This is a genomic window from Colwellia demingiae, from assembly GCF_007954275.1.
Classification (GTDB): Bacteria; Pseudomonadota; Gammaproteobacteria; order Enterobacterales; family Alteromonadaceae; genus Colwellia; species Colwellia demingiae.
Map to the genome: position 1 here is coordinate 1 of NZ_VOLT01000002.1, position 16346 is coordinate 16346.

A 16346-nucleotide genomic window follows, 5' to 3' on the forward strand; every position below is an offset into this window, starting at 1 on the left:
TGCTTTGGCGCTTTTGAGGACAATCTAGCGCGGATCTCATCGTGGAGCTGGGCCTAATATATTGGGTAACCAACAAAGACTCCGAATACATTAGCGCAAACCAACTACGTTATCGATATTATTACTTGCAATATTGAGGCGGACCATACATTCGCCCCCATAGCGTCACAAAAAGGTTATTTAGCACTACCTAAAAGATGCCCTTTTCAATTTAAAAATAAAACTTGAGTAACGCTATTAAATATTGATAATTGATGAATTTTGGTAAAAAATCGACACATAAACTAACTCTACTAACGAGTTTTCATAACAGGTATTAAAACTAAATTACATCCACATAAGTTTAGAATATTAACACTCGAACTAACCTTTGCTCAGTTAGTTCAGGTGTTATTCATTATGAGAGCTAACTTTCTCTAATAATATAATCAAAGGCTGACAATGATGCTTTTGCTCCTTCACCCATGGCAATAACAATTTGTTTATAAGGTACTGTAGAGACATCACCTGCGGCAAATATACCTGGCTCTGTAGTATTACATTTCTCATCAACAATCACTTCACCATGTTTAGTGAGTTCAACAACCCCCTGTAAAAAGCCACTGTTGGGTAATAACCCAATCTGTACAAAAATACCCGATAAGCTTTGCTGCTTCATTTCACCTGTCGCTCTATCTTCATAGTCTAGGGCAACCACTTTACCCTCTTCAGCAATAACTTCTTTAGTAGCTACATTTTTAATAATCGTAATTCTGTCATGTGCTTCGGCTTTGTCCACCAAGACTTTATCAGCTTTTAATTCCGGTAAAAATTCAAAAACGGTTACATGATTAACCATACCAGATAAATCTAAAGCGGCCTCTATACCTGAATTACCACCACCAACAACCGCAACATCTTTACCTTTAAAAAATGGACCATCGCAATGTGGGCAATAAGCAACGCCTGAGCCTATATTTTCTTTCTCTCCAGGGATACCAAGCTCACGCCATTTTGCCCCTGTAGCAATAATTACCGTTTTAGACTCAAATACTTCACCGCTTGAAAGGTGTAACTTTTTCGGTGCTTTATTTTCAGGATATCCTTTCTCTATCTTCTCGACCCGTAAAAACTCTTTTATCGTAATATCGTAATCGCTCAAATGAGCTTGCATATTACCGGTTAGCTCTGTGCCTGTTGTTTTTGGTACTGAAATTAAGTTTTCAATGCCGACGGTATCTTTAACTTGGCCGCCAATTCGGTCGGCAATCATAGTAACATTTAAGCCTTTACGCGCCGCATAAATTGCAGCAGCAATACCTGCAGGGCCGGCACCAATAACGGTAACATCTTGTAGCGGTAACTGTTCATTTTCATCACCACCAATAATATAAGGAAAACGTTCGATAAGTTTATCAACTAACTGTGCGGTATCTATTTTACCATTGGCAAATAATTGACCGTTTAAGTAAACACTCGGCACACCTTGGATATTACGTTCATCGATTAATGCTTTAAAGAGACCACCATCAATCATTTCACTACTGATATTTTGATTTAATAAGGCAAACTGATTTAACGATTGCACGACATCGGGACAGTTATGACAGCTTAATGAAATAAACACCTCAAAGTGTAATTTCTCGGTTATTTTCGACACCATGTTAGTCAAGGTACTATCAAGCTTAAGCTCAGTGCCTGATGATTGAAGTATGGCTAGAATAAGTGAATTAAATTCATGACCACTTGGGATACCCGAAAAGTGGATACCGTTATTGTTTCCTTCAACCTCTACATAAAAGGTGATTGGGCTACGTAAATTATCATCACGTTCAACTAAGGTTAAGTTTTCTGATGTTGAACATACTTGTGTTAAAAAATCTTTTAATTCGGTACGTTTTTCATGCTCACCAGTCTGTAAAACGAGTGATACCTTGTTAGTCATGTTTTGGGTGTACGTTTTTACTGCGTTTATAATATCTTTGCTTAACATGGTGCTACCTTATTACGTTGATGACTTTGCTTAAATAAGACAAGTCATCTGCACGGGTGAAATGAAGCGGAAAGGTATAACTAAAACGTATACCAATTTCCGCCAATACAGGGGTGTATGACTTAGATTTTACCCACTAAGTCTAAACTTGGTGTTAAGGTTGCTTCACCTTGCTCCCAAGCTGCGGGACATACTTCACCGTCGTTTTCGCGAACATATTGTGCCGCTTTTACATTGCGGACCATGTCTTTTGCACTTCGGCCAATACCACCAGCATGAATATGAGCCACTTGAATAACGCCATCTGGGTCGACTAAGAAAGTACCACGGTGTGCCATGTGATCTTCTTCAATCATCACATCAAAACCACGAGTAATGGTGCCAGTTTGGTCGCCAATCATTGGAAATTTTATTTTGCCAATGGCATCTGAAGAGTCGTGCCATGCTTTATGTGAAAAATGGGTATCTGTTGATACCGAATAAACTTCTACACCGAGTCCTTGTAATTCTTCATACTGGTTTGCCATATCTTCTAATTCAGTCGGACAAACAAAGGTGAAGTCTGCAGGGTAAAACAAAAATATTGACCATTTTCCTTTAGTACCTTCAGACGTTACTTCAACAAATTCGTTGTTATGAAATGCTTGAGCTTTGAATTCTGGGATAGTTTTGCCTATTTGAGCCATGTGTAATTCCTCTTTTATTTTTAATATAAATGTTAAGTTTCATTGGGTTTTAAAAGCATGTTTGCTTTCGATGTGGATATAGTAGATTCATATGATTGATAAATAAATTTGATTAAATTGATTTTAATGTTCTAAAAAACAGAACTATAAAATAATGAGTAATTAACCGGAACAAAGGTTATAGGTGTTTAATCTAACGTTAGAAATTCTCAGTAGGATGTGAAGCAAAAATACTAAATAAGAAGATGACTAATTCAATAATTACTCTTAAAATATGATCTACGTTCTAGCAAAGTAATCATTAGAAACATGATCTCAATAAAACAACTGCACTACGCATTAGCAATTGAAAAGACTTTGCACTTCAAAAAAGCAGCAGAGGCCTGCAATGTATCTCAATCTGCATTAAGCACAGCTATCAATGAACTTGAAAAACAATTAGGGCTAATCATTTTTGAGCGTAACAACAAACAAGTGTTAGTGACCCAAAAAGGGCAATTGATACTTAAAAAGGCCAAAAGTGTAAAGTTGGAATTAGACGAGTTACTGCAAATACCGCTAAGTGATAACCTGCCATTTTCAAGTTCTATGACCATAGGGGTTATTCCAACCATTGGACCCTACCTTTTACCTAAAGTATTACCCGAAGTCAGACATCAATATCCAAGTTTTAAATTAAAGATACTCGAAGAGCAATCTCATACACTCGTGGAAATGGTACGAACTGGTGAGCTTGATGCAGCGATACTCGCTTTACCTTATCCAATAGATGGATTAATGAGTTTTAACTTTTGGCAAGAAGACTTCTATTTGGTCTGCCATAAAGACGAATGCCCAAATACCATGCAAGAAATTAGCAGTGGAGAGTTAGAAACTGAAAAGCTCATGTTATTAAAAGATGGTCATTGCTTGAAAGAACATGCATTAGTCGCATGCCAGTTGAAAAACCCGAAGCAAGACTCTGATTTTGGCTCAGCGAGTTTGCATACGCTCATTCAAATGGTCGCAGGTAAATTAGGCACCACACTCGTACCACAAATGGCATTAGATCAATTAACTTATAATGAATCTGAACTCAGAGCTATTCATTTAAATGAACCTGGTCCACATAGAACGATTGCTTTAGTTATTAGGCCCAATTACGTTAGAACCAACGAATTAACATTACTCAAAGATATTTTTACAGCACAGCTCACTAATAAGTGTGGTTAGGCTCACCTTGTCATCGTTTAGTTTTATAGAATGATATCTTTGATTTTATGAAATTTACTGAATCAAGATAATAAGTCACAATCATTCCATCTTAAATCAAGCAGGTGAACAAGATGAAAAATATTATTAACAGTATAAGAGAAATTTTTAATTCAACTCAGAGTAAAAATGAAGTTGTAAAGTGTAACTACTCAAACAATTACTATGGCGATCAATATTGCCAAATAAGAGTAAAAGACAGATGAGCCTATTTTTCGTATCAGAGTGACGACTAAGTGACTATTTATTAGATAAAAATAAACGATTAAATGCTTAAATTTATCATGAAATATTTTTAATCTAATTTACCTATAATATAAAGTTTCTTTTAGTCATTCGTTGCTATATGGCGATAACATACAAAAATCATATAAGCTAAATTAGTGAAGCGTCAGCAAGATCATTAGACCGATGAATTAGGTCCGTAATGTGGCCAGTCTATGGCAATAGTGACGTTTAGCTCTACCTTATTAGAGCACAAAGCACCATAGAGCTTCCTTACTGAGATCTCAAGAAGTGAGGCCAAATTAATTATGCCACTACAACATCACATGAATGGTCAGTTGTGTATGTTGACTGTATTACCTTATTAGGGTCAATGCTTGTGTCAATTTACTCATTTAAACTGCCTCATCCCAAGTGTGTCTTTTTTTATAAATGTTTAACTTCTTACTTTACCAAAAAAAATAATCTTCGAATTAAAATTTGGCACACATTATTTCCATTGATGCACAGGACATTTAAGTGTAACTGGACGTTGAATTTATAAAGAATTTGAGAGTACCATCTTTACTCTATATTCAATGTCAGCAGTCATGGTATCTCGTTCTAATCCTGCGCGAGCTCTAAAGACGTGACCTTGACGAAGGTCGAACATCAAACGGGCACGTTCCATTGACGGAAAATCATCCGGTAATGCTCCTCTCGCCTTTTCAAGCTCAAAGCGCCTAGCCAGACGAGCATCAGTATCGATCACAGCGCGATATAATAATTCTTGTGCCCCTTCAACTTCTCCAGCACTTGTCGAAACACTTGAGCTGAGAAAGCAACCCCGTGCACCACTACTATTTTCAGTGCTGTAATCTATAACAGCTTCCATAAAAGAACGAACAGCTTGAGTAATATCAGGTTCGGTTTCAAAGGCAACCAATGGCGCACATGCGTCATTGGTTGCATAACAGTCAATGGATTCCAAATAGAGCTTATGCTTATCACCAAAAGACGCATAAAGACTGGGACTATTAATACCCATTGCCTCGGTTAAATCTTTCATCGACGCGCCATCATATCCTTTTGCCCAAAAAACATGCATTGCAGCCAAAAGTGCTTTGTCTCGCTCGAAAGATAGCGGTCTACCTGTCTTCTTTTTCATTATGTTCTACAAAATTTATACGTTCAAAAAAATCTTATATTAATATTGTTTGATACAAAACTCAAGTGAGACTTTTAAGGTACTACCTTTATCCCTTTACTTTAAAGGTAAAAAAGATGACATCGGGTGCATAACTATAATCTATTTTGTGTCGATCGATACAAAACCATTGACACATTAGAAAATATTTAGTTTAATAATGATCGTTACAAAACAAAGAGTAAAAATTATGACAAATATTAAATTAACAGCAGGACAGATTTTTCCAGATATAACCGTTGCTAGTTTGGAAGGTGGTGAAATTCATCTGCCTACTATTTATGAAGGACATGACTGGCGAATGGTCATTGTATATCGAGGCCAACATTGTCCTCTATGTACTGACTATCTACTAATACTTAAGAAACTATTGCCAGAATTCAATGCTATTGGAGTAGATGTCGTGGCGGTATCTTCAGACTCTCCTGAAAAGGCGAACCTTCAAATTGGAAAAATAAATCCCAACTTTGATGTGGGCTATGAACTGACAACAGAACAAATGAAAAAACTGGGTTTGTATATCTCAAATCCACGTTCTTCTGAAGAAGCAGATCGACCCTTTGCTGAACCCGCATTATTTGTGATCAACGAAAAAGGAGAAATACAAATTATCGATATTTCTAATGCACCATTTGCACGACCTGAACTTAGCTCGATTTTAATGGGATTAAAGTTTGTACGTAACCCTGAAAACAACTATCCAATAAGAGGAACACACTCATGAAAAACAAAATTCATTCAACTGAAGAAGTAAAACAAATTATTGATGACTTGATCCAGACTGCAACTAGTTTTGATGTTGAAAAACTTGATCAGATTTACCATGAAAACCTAGAAGTGATCATGGTCGATACGTCAGACAATGTGAACACGGCAGATAAATCAGCGTTTAAAGATCTCTTTAAATCCAAGCGTGATGCGGGTGATCCACCGATGAACACTTGGGCTAAGTTTCACCGCATTGATGTAATCGGTAATACGGCTAATGTTCTGCTCTCACGTAAAAACGATTTAAGTGGTCAAAACATGATCCTGTTTCTCAGTATCGATCTTGTTCACGAAGATGGACGTTGGCAGGTACTACGCGAAGTGATTTTCTTACGTCCTGAAGCGGAATAAAAGGGAGCTTGCCATGAAAACCTATAACAAACTTTCTAGATTGAATCATTGGAGCGTTGCTATTTTTTTCATGGTAATGCTGATTGCAGGGCTAACTCTCGAGTATGGAGGGCTCTCCAAAGCCGATAACTTTACCTTACTTAAATTTCATAAAGCTATGGGAGTACTACTTTTCTTATGGGGTTTATGGCGAGTTGGATATCGTTTAGTACAAGGCTTTGCGGAACCTGTATCCATTGTAGAAAGATGGCAACAAATCGCCTCAAAAGCTATCCATAATCTACTACTTCTTGCAGTTGTGATGATGCCAGTATCGGGACTTGTAATGGCCTTATTTTCTGGCTATCCGACTGACGTATTTGGGCTTGTAACCATTCCATCGATTGAGAAGATTGATTCTATATCGATGTTCGCAAGATCAGTTCATAAATGGGTAGCATACGCTTTCATTACAGCTTTGTTTCTTCATATTGGTGCTGCCTTAAAGCATCACTTTATCAATCGCGACCAGACACTCACAAGAATGATTTTTGGAAAGATACAAAAGTAATCATTCACAATATTTATTAACCAACTCTGCTTAACAAAAGCAATTCATTATTTTTTTAACTTAATTATTTAAAGGACAAATTATGCGTACAATTTCCGTCATCGCTTTAATCGCAGTTACCTCGATAGCCGCTTTTACAGGCGGTCTACAGTATAAAACTGAGGGACTACAATCCCCAATAGCCAGTCAACAGTCTAAAACAGTTAGTAATCTTCAGGCCTTTAATGACCGATTTAATACATCCGTTATTGCTGGCGACGCAGCTGATCTGGTTGATCTCTATGCCGAAGATACTTTATGGATTGAACAAGGCAAGCCAGCAACGCAAGGTTTGGAAGAACCGCGTAAGCTGTTTGAGTTTGTGACATCCAACAAAGGCAAAGTAACACACACTGTCGATAACCTATTTGTTGCAGATGATTCTAGCCTTGCCGTTATGATTGGATCTGTTGAGGCAAAAGTGGAAAAAATTGGAATGGATGCAACAGGCACTTACCTATTTGTACTTCGGCCAGATGGTAGTAAATGGAAAATCGTAACCGACATGTGGCACCAACATACAGCAAAGGAGACAAAATGACTCCGATTTCAACACAAGCTAAGAAGTAGTACAAGATTGATGAAACATCAATAATAAACACAAGACAAAAGTTCCAGTGGATGTCTATCATTCCTGACGGCATTCCCTGTGTATCTTTGTTTTAAGTATCATGAAAAAACTAGCTAAGTCTGTTTAAGATCATCTTAAAATCAGACCTTAAAATTTATCCAACCACTTAAGTCATTAATTGAGGAGCTAAAACATGAAATTCCCTTTAACATTTAAATTAATATTGCTTAATACAGTTTTATTAAGCGGTTTCATTAGTAATGTTGTCTTTTTTTCAGGCCAAACTAATGCGGCAAATGACAACGAACATTTGTCACAACCACCACAAGTAGTTGTGGCTCAGGTAATTAACGAAAGGTTAACTGAATGGGACGAGTTCACTGGACGAATTCAAGCCCCGCAAACGGTACAGGTTAGGCCAAGAGTGTCCGGTTATATTGAAGCAGTTGCATTTAAAGAGGGGGCGATGGTAAGCGCTGGCGATCCCTTGTTTTTGATCGACAACAGACCTTTGAAGGCTGAAGTAAGGCGTCTAATTGCGGAATTAGTGACCGCTAATAGCCAACTAGTACTTGCCAAGAAAGAATATAAAAGAGCACAAGACTTGGTTGGCAGTCACGCTATTGCTGTTGGCGATGTTGATTCCCGACTCGCTAATCAAGAGCAAACTCAAGCTAACGCAGAAGCAGTTAGGGCTGCGTTGGGACTAGCAAAATTGAATTTAAGTTATACTCATGTCACCGCACCTATTAGCGGCCGTGTGTCTAATGCGCTGATAACTGCAGGCAATTATGTTACAGCAGGGCAAGATATACTAACCAATATTGTATCTACCGAAAAGGTGTATGCATATTTCGATGCTGATGAACAAACTCACCTTAAGTATAGTCAATTAGCCAAAGAAGGCAGTCGCCCAAGCTCAAGAAATACACCAAATCCCGTATTAATGGGACTAGCCTCTGATAATGACTTTCCATACCACGGGGTTATCGACTTTGTGGATAACCATGTAAATGAAAGCACTGGTACTATTAGAGCCCGTGCTGTTTTCCAAAATACAGATGGTAGCCTTATTCCTGGGCTATTTGCACGTATCAAATTATTGGGTAGCGCCAGTTACCAGGGTATTTTGATTGACGATAAAGCAATAGGCACTGATTTAAGCAATAAATTTGTTTTAGTACTCGATGAAAACAATATGGTCCAATATAGAAAAGTCACACTAGGTGAACGTTTGAATGGTCTTCGCATTATCAAATCGGGTTTGTCAGCGGGAGAGTTGATTGTTGTAAATGGCTTGCAAAGAGTACGTCCAGGAGGGCTTGTATCCCCTCAAGTGGTTGATATGACTGCAACTGAAAATCTAAAAGCACTGAAATCATTACAATCTAAAATCGATGCCTCACGAAGTCGTGCCCATAAAGAAACGAGTCCTTTAGTTGGAGGAAGTAAAAATGAAATTTTCTAACTTTTTTATTCATCGTCCAATATTTGCTGGTGTTTTATCAATACTGATTTTCATAGCCGGAGCACTGGCCGTTTGGCAACTGCCTATTACCGAATATCCTGAAGTTGTGCCACCAACGGTAGTGGTCACTGCGACTTATCCTGGTGCTAACCCAAAAGTGATAGCAGAAACTGTAGCAACGCCCATTGAACAGGCAATTAAAGGCACAGAAAACATGTTGTATATGTCTTCACAAGCCACGTCAGATGGGCAAATGACACTTACCGTTACTTTCGCTATTGGGACCGATGCAGATCAGGCGCAAACGTTAGTACAAAACCGTGTTGCTCGGGCAATACCTCGTTTACCACAGATTGTGCAACGTATAGGTGTAGTAACACAAAAATCATCGCCTAATTTAACCATGGTTGTACATCTTACGTCACCGAATAGTCAATACGACACCCTGTATTTATCAAATTACGCACGGTTGAATGTGCAAGATGAACTCGCCGGTATCAATGGTGTTGGCAACGTAAGGTTGTTTGGAGCGGGGGAATACAGCATGCGTGTTTGGCTAGATCCTGAAAAAGTCGCAGCATTGGGCTTGACTGCAACCGATGTAACTAACGCCATCCGTGAACAAAATCAACAAGCTGCAGCTGGGAGCTTAGGAGCACAACCTTCAGGAAGCAATGAATTCCAGTTACTCATCAATGTTCGAGGGCGGCTGACAAGTGAAGATGAATTTAACAATATCATTATTAAAGTGGGTGAGCAGGGCCAGATAACACATTTGAAAGATGTAGCCAATGTTGAGTTGGGGTCTAATTCTTATACGCTTCGGTCTTTGTTAAATAACAAATCAGCAGTTGCATTGCCTATTTTTCAAAGCCCTGGCTCAAATGCGATTCAAATATCTGACAACGTCAGAGCTAAGATGGCAGAACTAAAAGAAACTTTTCCGGCGGGAGTCGACTATGCAATCGTTTATGATCCGACTGTATTTGTGCGTGGTTCGATTGAAGCTGTAGTCAAAACTCTGTTTGAAGCCTTACTATTGGTTGTCGTAGTCGTAGTGTTATTTTTACAATCATGGCGCGCATCCATTATCCCCCTCGCTGCGGTGCCAGTATCGTTAGTAGGCACCTTTGCCGTCATGCATTTACTAGGATTTTCGCTCAATGCTTTGTCACTATTTGGTCTGGTTTTGGCGATTGGTATTGTAGTGGATGATGCAATTGTTGTTGTCGAAAATGTCGAACGAAATATTAAAAATGGCTTAAATCCCTTGGATGCTACCAAAAAGGCGATGAAGGAAGTTACTGGTCCTATCGTTGCAACTACACTGGTACTGTCAGCGGTGTTTATTCCAACTGCTTTTATGTCAGGTTTGACTGGCCAATTTTACATGCAGTTTGCTTTGACGATCACTATCTCAACCATCATTTCTTCTATTAACTCGCTTACTTTGAGCCCCGCTTTAGCCGCTTTATTGCTCAAAGATGATAAATCACCAAAAGATAGACTGTCCAGAGCGATGGACAAGGCATTGGGATCTTGGCTTTTTAAACCCTTCAATCGCCTATTTGCAAAGAGCGAAATAGCATATGGCTTTGCTGTTAAAAAAATCATCCGTTCTGGCGGTATTGTATTGGCACTGTACGTGGTTTTACTGGGGGTCACATACTCTCAGTTTAGCGCCACGCCAACAGGTTATGTGCCTAGCCAAGATAAACAATATTTGGTGTCGTTTGCACAACTCCCTGACGCAGCATCTCTAGATCGTTCTGAATCTGTTATCCGTGAAATGTCACGCATTGCCTTAGCGCATCCCGGTGTTGAATCAGCGGTAGCATTTCCAGGTTTGAATATTAACGGTTTTACTAACAGCCCAAGTAGCGGAATTATTTTTGTCATCTTAAAACCTTTTGGAGAACGTACTTCCCAAGATATGTCTGCGACGGCTATTGCTGGCCAACTCGGTGCACAATTTTCGAACATTAAAGAGGCTTTTACTGCTATTTTTCCACCTCCACCGGTACAAGGTTTAGGCAGCATTGGTGGATTCAGATTACAAATTTTGGACAAGGCAAACCGCGGTTACGAAGCATTGTATCAAGTAAGCCAAGAAGTACAGCAAAAAGCTCGATCAGCACCGGAGCTTGCGAGTGTTTTCTCAAGTTATCAAGTGAACGTACCACAACTGAATGTGGATATTGACCGAGAAAAGGCCAAAGCTCAAGGCGTGTCTATTAGTGATATTTTTGAAACCATGCAAATCTATTTAGGTTCTCTGTATGTGAATGATTTCAATCAATTTGGCAAAACTTATCAAGTAAATGTTCAAGCTCACGAATCATTTAGACAAGACCCTGAACAAATATCTCAGTTGAAGGTCCGCAACGCAAATGGCGACATGATCCCGCTTGGCTCATTCATCAACGTAAACCATGTGGCTGGACCTGACAGAGTAATGCATTACAACGGTTATACCACCGCAGAAATTAACGGCGCGCCTGCACAAGGCTTTAGCTCAGGAGAAGCACAGGCAGCCATTGAGAAAATACTCAATGAAACACTACCTGTCGGCATGCATTACGAATGGACTGATTTGACTTACCAGCAGCTTCTAGCAGGTGATACCGCTATGTTGGTTTTCCCGCTAGTTATATTACTTGTATTTTTAGTGTTAGCGGCAACGTATGAAAGTTTCAGTCTGCCGTTGGCAATCATTTTGATTGTGCCTATGACCCTGCTTTAGGCAATGACGGGGGTTATTATTTCTGGGGGCGACAACAACATTTTCACTCAGATTGGCTTGATAGTGTTGGTAGGGCTGGCGACAAAAAATGCCATTTTAATCGTAGAGTTTGCTAGAGAAAAAGAACAGGAAGGTATGCCTTTGATGGAAGCTGTTTTGCAAGCATCAAAACTAAGGCTTCGTCCAATACTAATGACTTCTTTTGCATTCATCATGGGAGTGTTGCCTATGGTGCTAGCGACTGGCGCAGGCTCTGAAATGCGTCAAGCAATGGGTATTGCAGTATTTTCCGGAATGTTAGGAGTAACGATATTTGTATTAGCGCTCACACCATTATTTTATCATTTGATGAGGCGACGTTCCGCAAATTCGAAAGTGATTCTCTTGCCAAAGACTGAAATTGGAGACGGGCAAATATTAGGTAAATAAGCCCCCTAACGTTTACTACCTAGTTTGAAGCCCGAGGTGTTACTATTTTAGCTCCTCGCTACCCAACAACCTCGTGGTTTCAATACACTACCGCGCCTGAAAAGTGATCTTGAATGGGTCAAAATTAACATCTAACACATTAGAGTAAGCAGCGATTGTAGTAACCTTAAGTTATAAACAGTCAGGTTTTTGCCCGAGTTGTGTATCAAGATTAATAGTAATAGTAATAGTAATAGTAATAGTAATAGTAATAGTAATAGTAATAGTAATAGTAATGAGCTCACGTTCATACATAGTTTCGCAACCCAGGTACTATTAAGCGGGGCTGGTATAAAAATAGTACAAGAACTACTCGACCATAATAATTTGAAAACTACGCAATTATATACTCACGTCGTTGGGCCGCATTCGTCAGGGACAATAAGCACTATTGATAAATAACTTATTCATAATAAAAAACAATGCCTTTTTTATTATGTTTATATCTGATTATGCAGGAGTAACTAGATTAGATCTCTATTTCGCTTTGTGCCCCTTTCCGAGATAGAAAACTGCTTTAGAATATATACTCTATCTCGGTTTCGCCCCCTAAGCGCCATAGAAGTGAAGATAAAGCCTCATAGACCTAGGAATAATTTTAAAGATTTAAGTGAAGTTAAAAAAAATTAATACTTCTATAAACAACAGGAAATTATTTTAGTTGGGAAGTAATTCTGTATCCGTTACTCATTCATATATTTACAGGATATAGGTCGACATTGCCTCTAATTAATACTATTTTCTCTCTCAATAAGGATTAATCCAAACAATGCTGTACTAATAAGACGGCAGTTTCATGTTGTGCATGTACAAAAGACTTAATTTTAAGGTTCGACAGCGCAACCTTTTCTTCCAAAGAATTGATTTTTACAACTAAACTTGCCTCTGGATAATACTCTAAAACCGCCTCACATATTATATGCTTATTTTTTAATGAATTAGCTGTAACAATTATGCTATTAGATTGTTCAACTTTAAGTGACTCTAATACTGGATATTTATCTAAATGCCCAAAATAAGCCTTATACCCTAGCTCCCTTGCCTGTAACACATGTTGTAAATTGTCTGAAATAATCAAAAAGACAATTTCTCTCTTCGTTAGCTCTTTCGCGACAATTCGACCTAAAATGTCAAAGCCGCAAACAACGGTATGATTACTTAAATCGACTGGCGATATTTTATCGGCTTCAAAAAACTCAACCACAAATATTGAAGCAAGTTTGTAAATATTATTCACAATGAAAGGTGTTAACAACATAGATAGTACGGTGATCAATATTAAAAAATTACCTAACTCACTTTGTATAATATTTTGGTTAATTGCCAAAGCAAAAATTGCAAAAGAAAACTCACCTATTTGACATAGCGCCAATGAAGATTTTGTAGAATCACTCTTATTCGATTTTTGACGAATAATAAAATAGATGATAATCGCCTTTACCGCCATAACAAGCACAAGAACACCAAGCACTAAATACAAGTTAGTGGCAAAATAATAAATATCTATCTTTGTCCCAATCGAAAAGAAAAAAGCACCTAATAACAAATCTTTATAGGAAGAAATGTCAGATTCTACTTTTATATGAAAGTTAGTTTCCGCAATAATCATTCCTGCAATAAAGGCCCCTAAAGAATAGGTAAACCCCATTTCATGAGCCATTAGAGACGCACAAATAACAATGGTAAAAACGGAACTTAAAAATAACTCTTCCATTTTTGCATTAGCTGAAAAATGAAGTAACCACCCTATTATTTTTTTTCCTATGGTGAACATAAAAATAATGATAATCGCAGCATAAAATACTGTATTTAATAATATATCCCCCATCGATAATTCATTATTAGCTAAAAATCCCATTAACAATAAAATAGGAATTACAGCGAGGTCTTGAAAGACTAAAATCGCCATCGACTTTTCACCATAAGGCGTGACAATATCTTTTGATTTTTTTAAATAAGGTAGAACAATAGCCGTTGACGATAAACTAAAGGCAAGCGAAATAACTAAAGATGATGTGCCATCTAGTGAAAAGGCATAGAAAGCGATTAAAAACACAGCAATTGAGCTGAGTGCCATTTGTATAAAGCCATTGACAAATATTAGGTATTTCAACTTATCTAGCTTAGAGTAAGACATTTCTAGGCCAATCGTAAACATGAGAAAGACAATACCAAACTCACCAATTAACTCTAGTGAGTTAAGGTTTTGACTGCCGTTAAAGTCAAAAAAAGTACTAACTGCAATACCTGTAATGATGTAGCCTATAATGTGAGATATAGAAAACTTCGTTAGTACTATATTTAATATGCTTGCCAGTGCTAGTGATATGGCAATGATAACAAGTATGGAGTCCATTACATTTCCTTAAATTTATATTTCTTTGCTCGTGATTAAATGTAAGTAATCACAATAACAACGGTTAGTACCATTCTTTATATTTTCATACTTGAATTATCAGCATACCTAACGATGATATACACATAAATAATTACTAACTCTATTTTTCAATAGATGAATCAGTAATTACTCCTGTGGTTAATGGTTACTGAAAAATGATTTAGTAACTGCCATTATTGCAAACTCAGGAGGTAGCTAAAACAGATGTTTAATGTATGCTATAAACCTTGACGATTAGAAAGCCTTTGGCATTCCATTATCTAAAACTACTTCGACCTTAAAAATAATAAATGTAACTTAGAATGCTGTAAGTAGGTTCATATTGAAGTTTAAAAAACTCCTATAACAACAAGTACTATAGGAGTTATGAGGTTAATGACTTATGTGCGTACATTGACTAACCTCTTATCCAGAGCTGAGGTTAACTATTAAAACTTAGCATTTACCCATAACCACAGTTTTTCAGTGTCTACTTTACCTGACCCTACATCTCCTGCTGAGTAAGCTGCTAATTTAATTCCCCCAGAGTAGTTTTTAGTGAAGCTATATTTATATACCGCATCAATTTCAGAGCCTAAATCATCAACCGTTGCAGAAGCTTGGTCGGCATCAAACTTATGGAAAACCAATGCCCATTTCACTCCAGCTAATTTACCGCCAATACTGGCGTAAAGGTCTTGTAAACCTTCTTTAGGTGAATTTAAAAACTGATCTGACCAACCGTTGAATTTGTGAAGTGTTGCAAGCGGAGTAGAGAAACCGTAGTTACCGTCATCAGAGCCTAGTAATTCATAACCTAGTTTAAGACCAATACCTGAAAACTTAGTGCCTACTTCAGCTAATAAATAGTCAGCATCATATGATGTACCACCTGACTCAGATGACTGCGTAGCGTATTCTACAGAATAGGTAATATCCTTACCGCCATTTAAACGCAGACCAAATGTGTCTAAGCTATTATCGGTATCATTATCGACTTCTAATAAATAACCGTAAGCGGTTACTTTACCAATACCCGTTTTATATGACGCATTTAATAAGTGATCGTTTGAATCAATATCTTTAGCTTCAGCAAATATTCTGTTGCGTTGAGTGATGTAGCTGTAATCTAACGTCATGCCTTTCATTGGAGTAAAGTCTAACGATAGCGCATCAAATGTCTGCCTATCTTGACGCCAGCCAACATGACCTACAAATCGGTGATTATCCATTGTAATGACCTGTCGACCTGCTTTAACTGAAAATATATCTTGTTTGTATTGTAAAAATGCTTGGTCAAGTTCGGTCGTTTCCGGATCGGCAATTACTGAATACTCACCAGCGTTTTTCCCCAAAGTATTGTTGTAATCATCAATACCAGCAACAACTCTAGAATCTTCAAATTCAACTAAAGAAGAAAAACCTGCAAAAGTACCTGTTTCATAGGTTAAACGTGTTCTTAAGGTAAAGGCTGAAGCGTCTTTTAACGCATTATCTTGACTAACACCTTCATAACGTAAGTTCATATTTGCACTGGTTTTACCGTTAATTAACGCGTCAGTGATTGAGTTTACCGATTTCATAGTGTCTTCTGCAAAAACTATTGAAGAGCAACTGCCTGCAAGTGCAATTGATAAACATAAAGCGATCTTTTTCGGTGTCATGTGTAGGTTTTCCTTTTAGAGTAAATT

12 protein-coding genes and 1 pseudogene are annotated in these 16346 nt (G+C 37.9%); 8 read left to right on the top strand and 5 right to left on the bottom strand.

All coding sequences use genetic code 11. The features are described 5' to 3' along the window. Positions 1–406: 406 nt before the first annotated feature. On the bottom strand, positions 407–1972 hold the full coding sequence (ahpF, locus tag ESZ36_RS02840; protein ID WP_146783300.1) for an alkyl hydroperoxide reductase subunit F: 1566 nt from the start codon (positions 1970–1972) through the stop codon (positions 407–409). 122 nt (positions 1973–2094) lie between these two features. Beyond that, positions 2095–2658, bottom strand: a complete 564-nt coding sequence (ahpC, locus tag ESZ36_RS02845; protein WP_146783304.1) for an alkyl hydroperoxide reductase subunit C — start codon at positions 2656–2658, stop codon at positions 2095–2097. A gap of 309 nt (positions 2659–2967) precedes the next feature. Here ahpC and ESZ36_RS02850 point away from each other — a divergent pair, with 309 nt between their 5' ends. Then, on the top strand, positions 2968–3870 hold the full coding sequence (locus tag ESZ36_RS02850) for a hydrogen peroxide-inducible genes activator (RefSeq protein WP_146783307.1): 903 nt from the start codon (positions 2968–2970) through the stop codon (positions 3868–3870). A gap of 802 nt (positions 3871–4672) precedes the next feature. Here ESZ36_RS02850 and ESZ36_RS02855 read toward each other — a convergent pair. Further along, positions 4673–5281 carry a TetR/AcrR family transcriptional regulator gene (locus ESZ36_RS02855; protein WP_146783310.1) on the bottom strand — a complete coding sequence of 203 codons (609 nt, stop codon included), beginning with the start codon at positions 5279–5281 and terminating at the stop codon, positions 4673–4675. 229 nt (positions 5282–5510) lie between these two features. Here ESZ36_RS02855 and ESZ36_RS02860 point away from each other — a divergent pair, with 229 nt between their 5' ends. From ESZ36_RS02860 to ESZ36_RS23035, 7 genes and pseudogenes are all read left to right on the top strand, one after another. Continuing rightward, complete coding sequence (locus ESZ36_RS02860; protein ID WP_146783313.1) at positions 5511–6044, top strand: peroxiredoxin-like family protein; 534 nt, start codon at positions 5511–5513, stop codon at positions 6042–6044. Continuing rightward, positions 6041–6439 (top strand): nuclear transport factor 2 family protein, encoded by a 399-nt coding sequence (locus ESZ36_RS02865; RefSeq protein ID WP_146783316.1) that lies wholly within the window; start codon positions 6041–6043, stop codon positions 6437–6439. The genes ESZ36_RS02860 and ESZ36_RS02865 overlap by 4 nt, the downstream gene beginning before the upstream one ends. Before the next feature lie 13 nt (positions 6440–6452). After that, entirely contained in the window at positions 6453–6989 is a 537-nt protein-coding gene (locus ESZ36_RS02870) for a cytochrome b (protein WP_146783319.1), read from the top strand. Between the two features lie 82 nt (positions 6990–7071). Then, positions 7072–7569 (top strand): YybH family protein, encoded by a 498-nt coding sequence (locus ESZ36_RS02875; RefSeq protein ID WP_146783322.1) that lies wholly within the window; start codon positions 7072–7074, stop codon positions 7567–7569. A gap of 223 nt (positions 7570–7792) precedes the next feature. Next, complete coding sequence (locus ESZ36_RS02880; RefSeq protein ID WP_146783325.1) at positions 7793–9067, top strand: efflux RND transporter periplasmic adaptor subunit; 1275 nt, start codon at positions 7793–7795, stop codon at positions 9065–9067. Next, positions 9054–12239 (top strand): annotated as a pseudogene (locus ESZ36_RS02885) (efflux RND transporter permease subunit). The gene ESZ36_RS02880 and the pseudogene ESZ36_RS02885 overlap by 14 nt, the downstream one beginning before the upstream one ends. Positions 12240–12437: 198 nt before the next feature. Next, entirely contained in the window at positions 12438–12680 is a 243-nt protein-coding gene (locus ESZ36_RS23035; protein WP_281285029.1) for a tyrosine-type recombinase/integrase, read from the top strand. A 355-nt stretch (positions 12681–13035) separates the two neighbouring features. Here ESZ36_RS23035 and ESZ36_RS02895 read toward each other — a convergent pair whose 3' ends face one another. Both ESZ36_RS02895 and ESZ36_RS02900 read right to left on the bottom strand, forming a co-directional pair. Continuing rightward, complete coding sequence (locus ESZ36_RS02895) at positions 13036–14634, bottom strand: cation:proton antiporter domain-containing protein (protein ID WP_146783330.1); 1599 nt, start codon at positions 14632–14634, stop codon at positions 13036–13038. 470 nt (positions 14635–15104) lie between these two features. Beyond that, entirely contained in the window at positions 15105–16319 is a 1215-nt protein-coding gene (locus ESZ36_RS02900) for an alginate export family protein (RefSeq protein ID WP_146783333.1), read from the bottom strand. Positions 16320–16346: the final 27 nt, after the last annotated feature.

What these genes read in the sequence shown, in the direction of transcription:
- ahpF (WP_146783300.1), bottom strand. Translation starts at nt 1,972, where the DNA reads ATGTTAAGCAAAGATATTATAAACGCAGTAAAAACGTACACCCAAAAC.
- ESZ36_RS02900 (WP_146783333.1), bottom strand. Translation starts at nt 16,319, where the DNA reads ATGACACCGAAAAAGATCGCTTTATGTTTATCAATTGCACTTGCAGGC.
- ESZ36_RS02895 (WP_146783330.1), bottom strand. Translation starts at nt 14,634, where the DNA reads ATGGACTCCATACTTGTTATCATTGCCATATCACTAGCACTGGCAAGC.
- ESZ36_RS02875 (WP_146783322.1), top strand. Translation starts at nt 7,072, where the DNA reads ATGCGTACAATTTCCGTCATCGCTTTAATCGCAGTTACCTCGATAGCC.
- ahpC (WP_146783304.1), bottom strand. Translation starts at nt 2,658, where the DNA reads ATGGCTCAAATAGGCAAAACTATCCCAGAATTCAAAGCTCAAGCATTT.
- ESZ36_RS02850 (WP_146783307.1), top strand. Translation starts at nt 2,968, where the DNA reads ATGATCTCAATAAAACAACTGCACTACGCATTAGCAATTGAAAAGACT.
- ESZ36_RS02865 (WP_146783316.1), top strand. Translation starts at nt 6,041, where the DNA reads ATGAAAAACAAAATTCATTCAACTGAAGAAGTAAAACAAATTATTGAT.
- ESZ36_RS02860 (WP_146783313.1), top strand. Translation starts at nt 5,511, where the DNA reads ATGACAAATATTAAATTAACAGCAGGACAGATTTTTCCAGATATAACC.
- ESZ36_RS02880 (WP_146783325.1), top strand. Translation starts at nt 7,793, where the DNA reads ATGAAATTCCCTTTAACATTTAAATTAATATTGCTTAATACAGTTTTA.
- ESZ36_RS02870 (WP_146783319.1), top strand. Translation starts at nt 6,453, where the DNA reads ATGAAAACCTATAACAAACTTTCTAGATTGAATCATTGGAGCGTTGCT.
- ESZ36_RS02855 (WP_146783310.1), bottom strand. Translation starts at nt 5,281, where the DNA reads ATGAAAAAGAAGACAGGTAGACCGCTATCTTTCGAGCGAGACAAAGCA.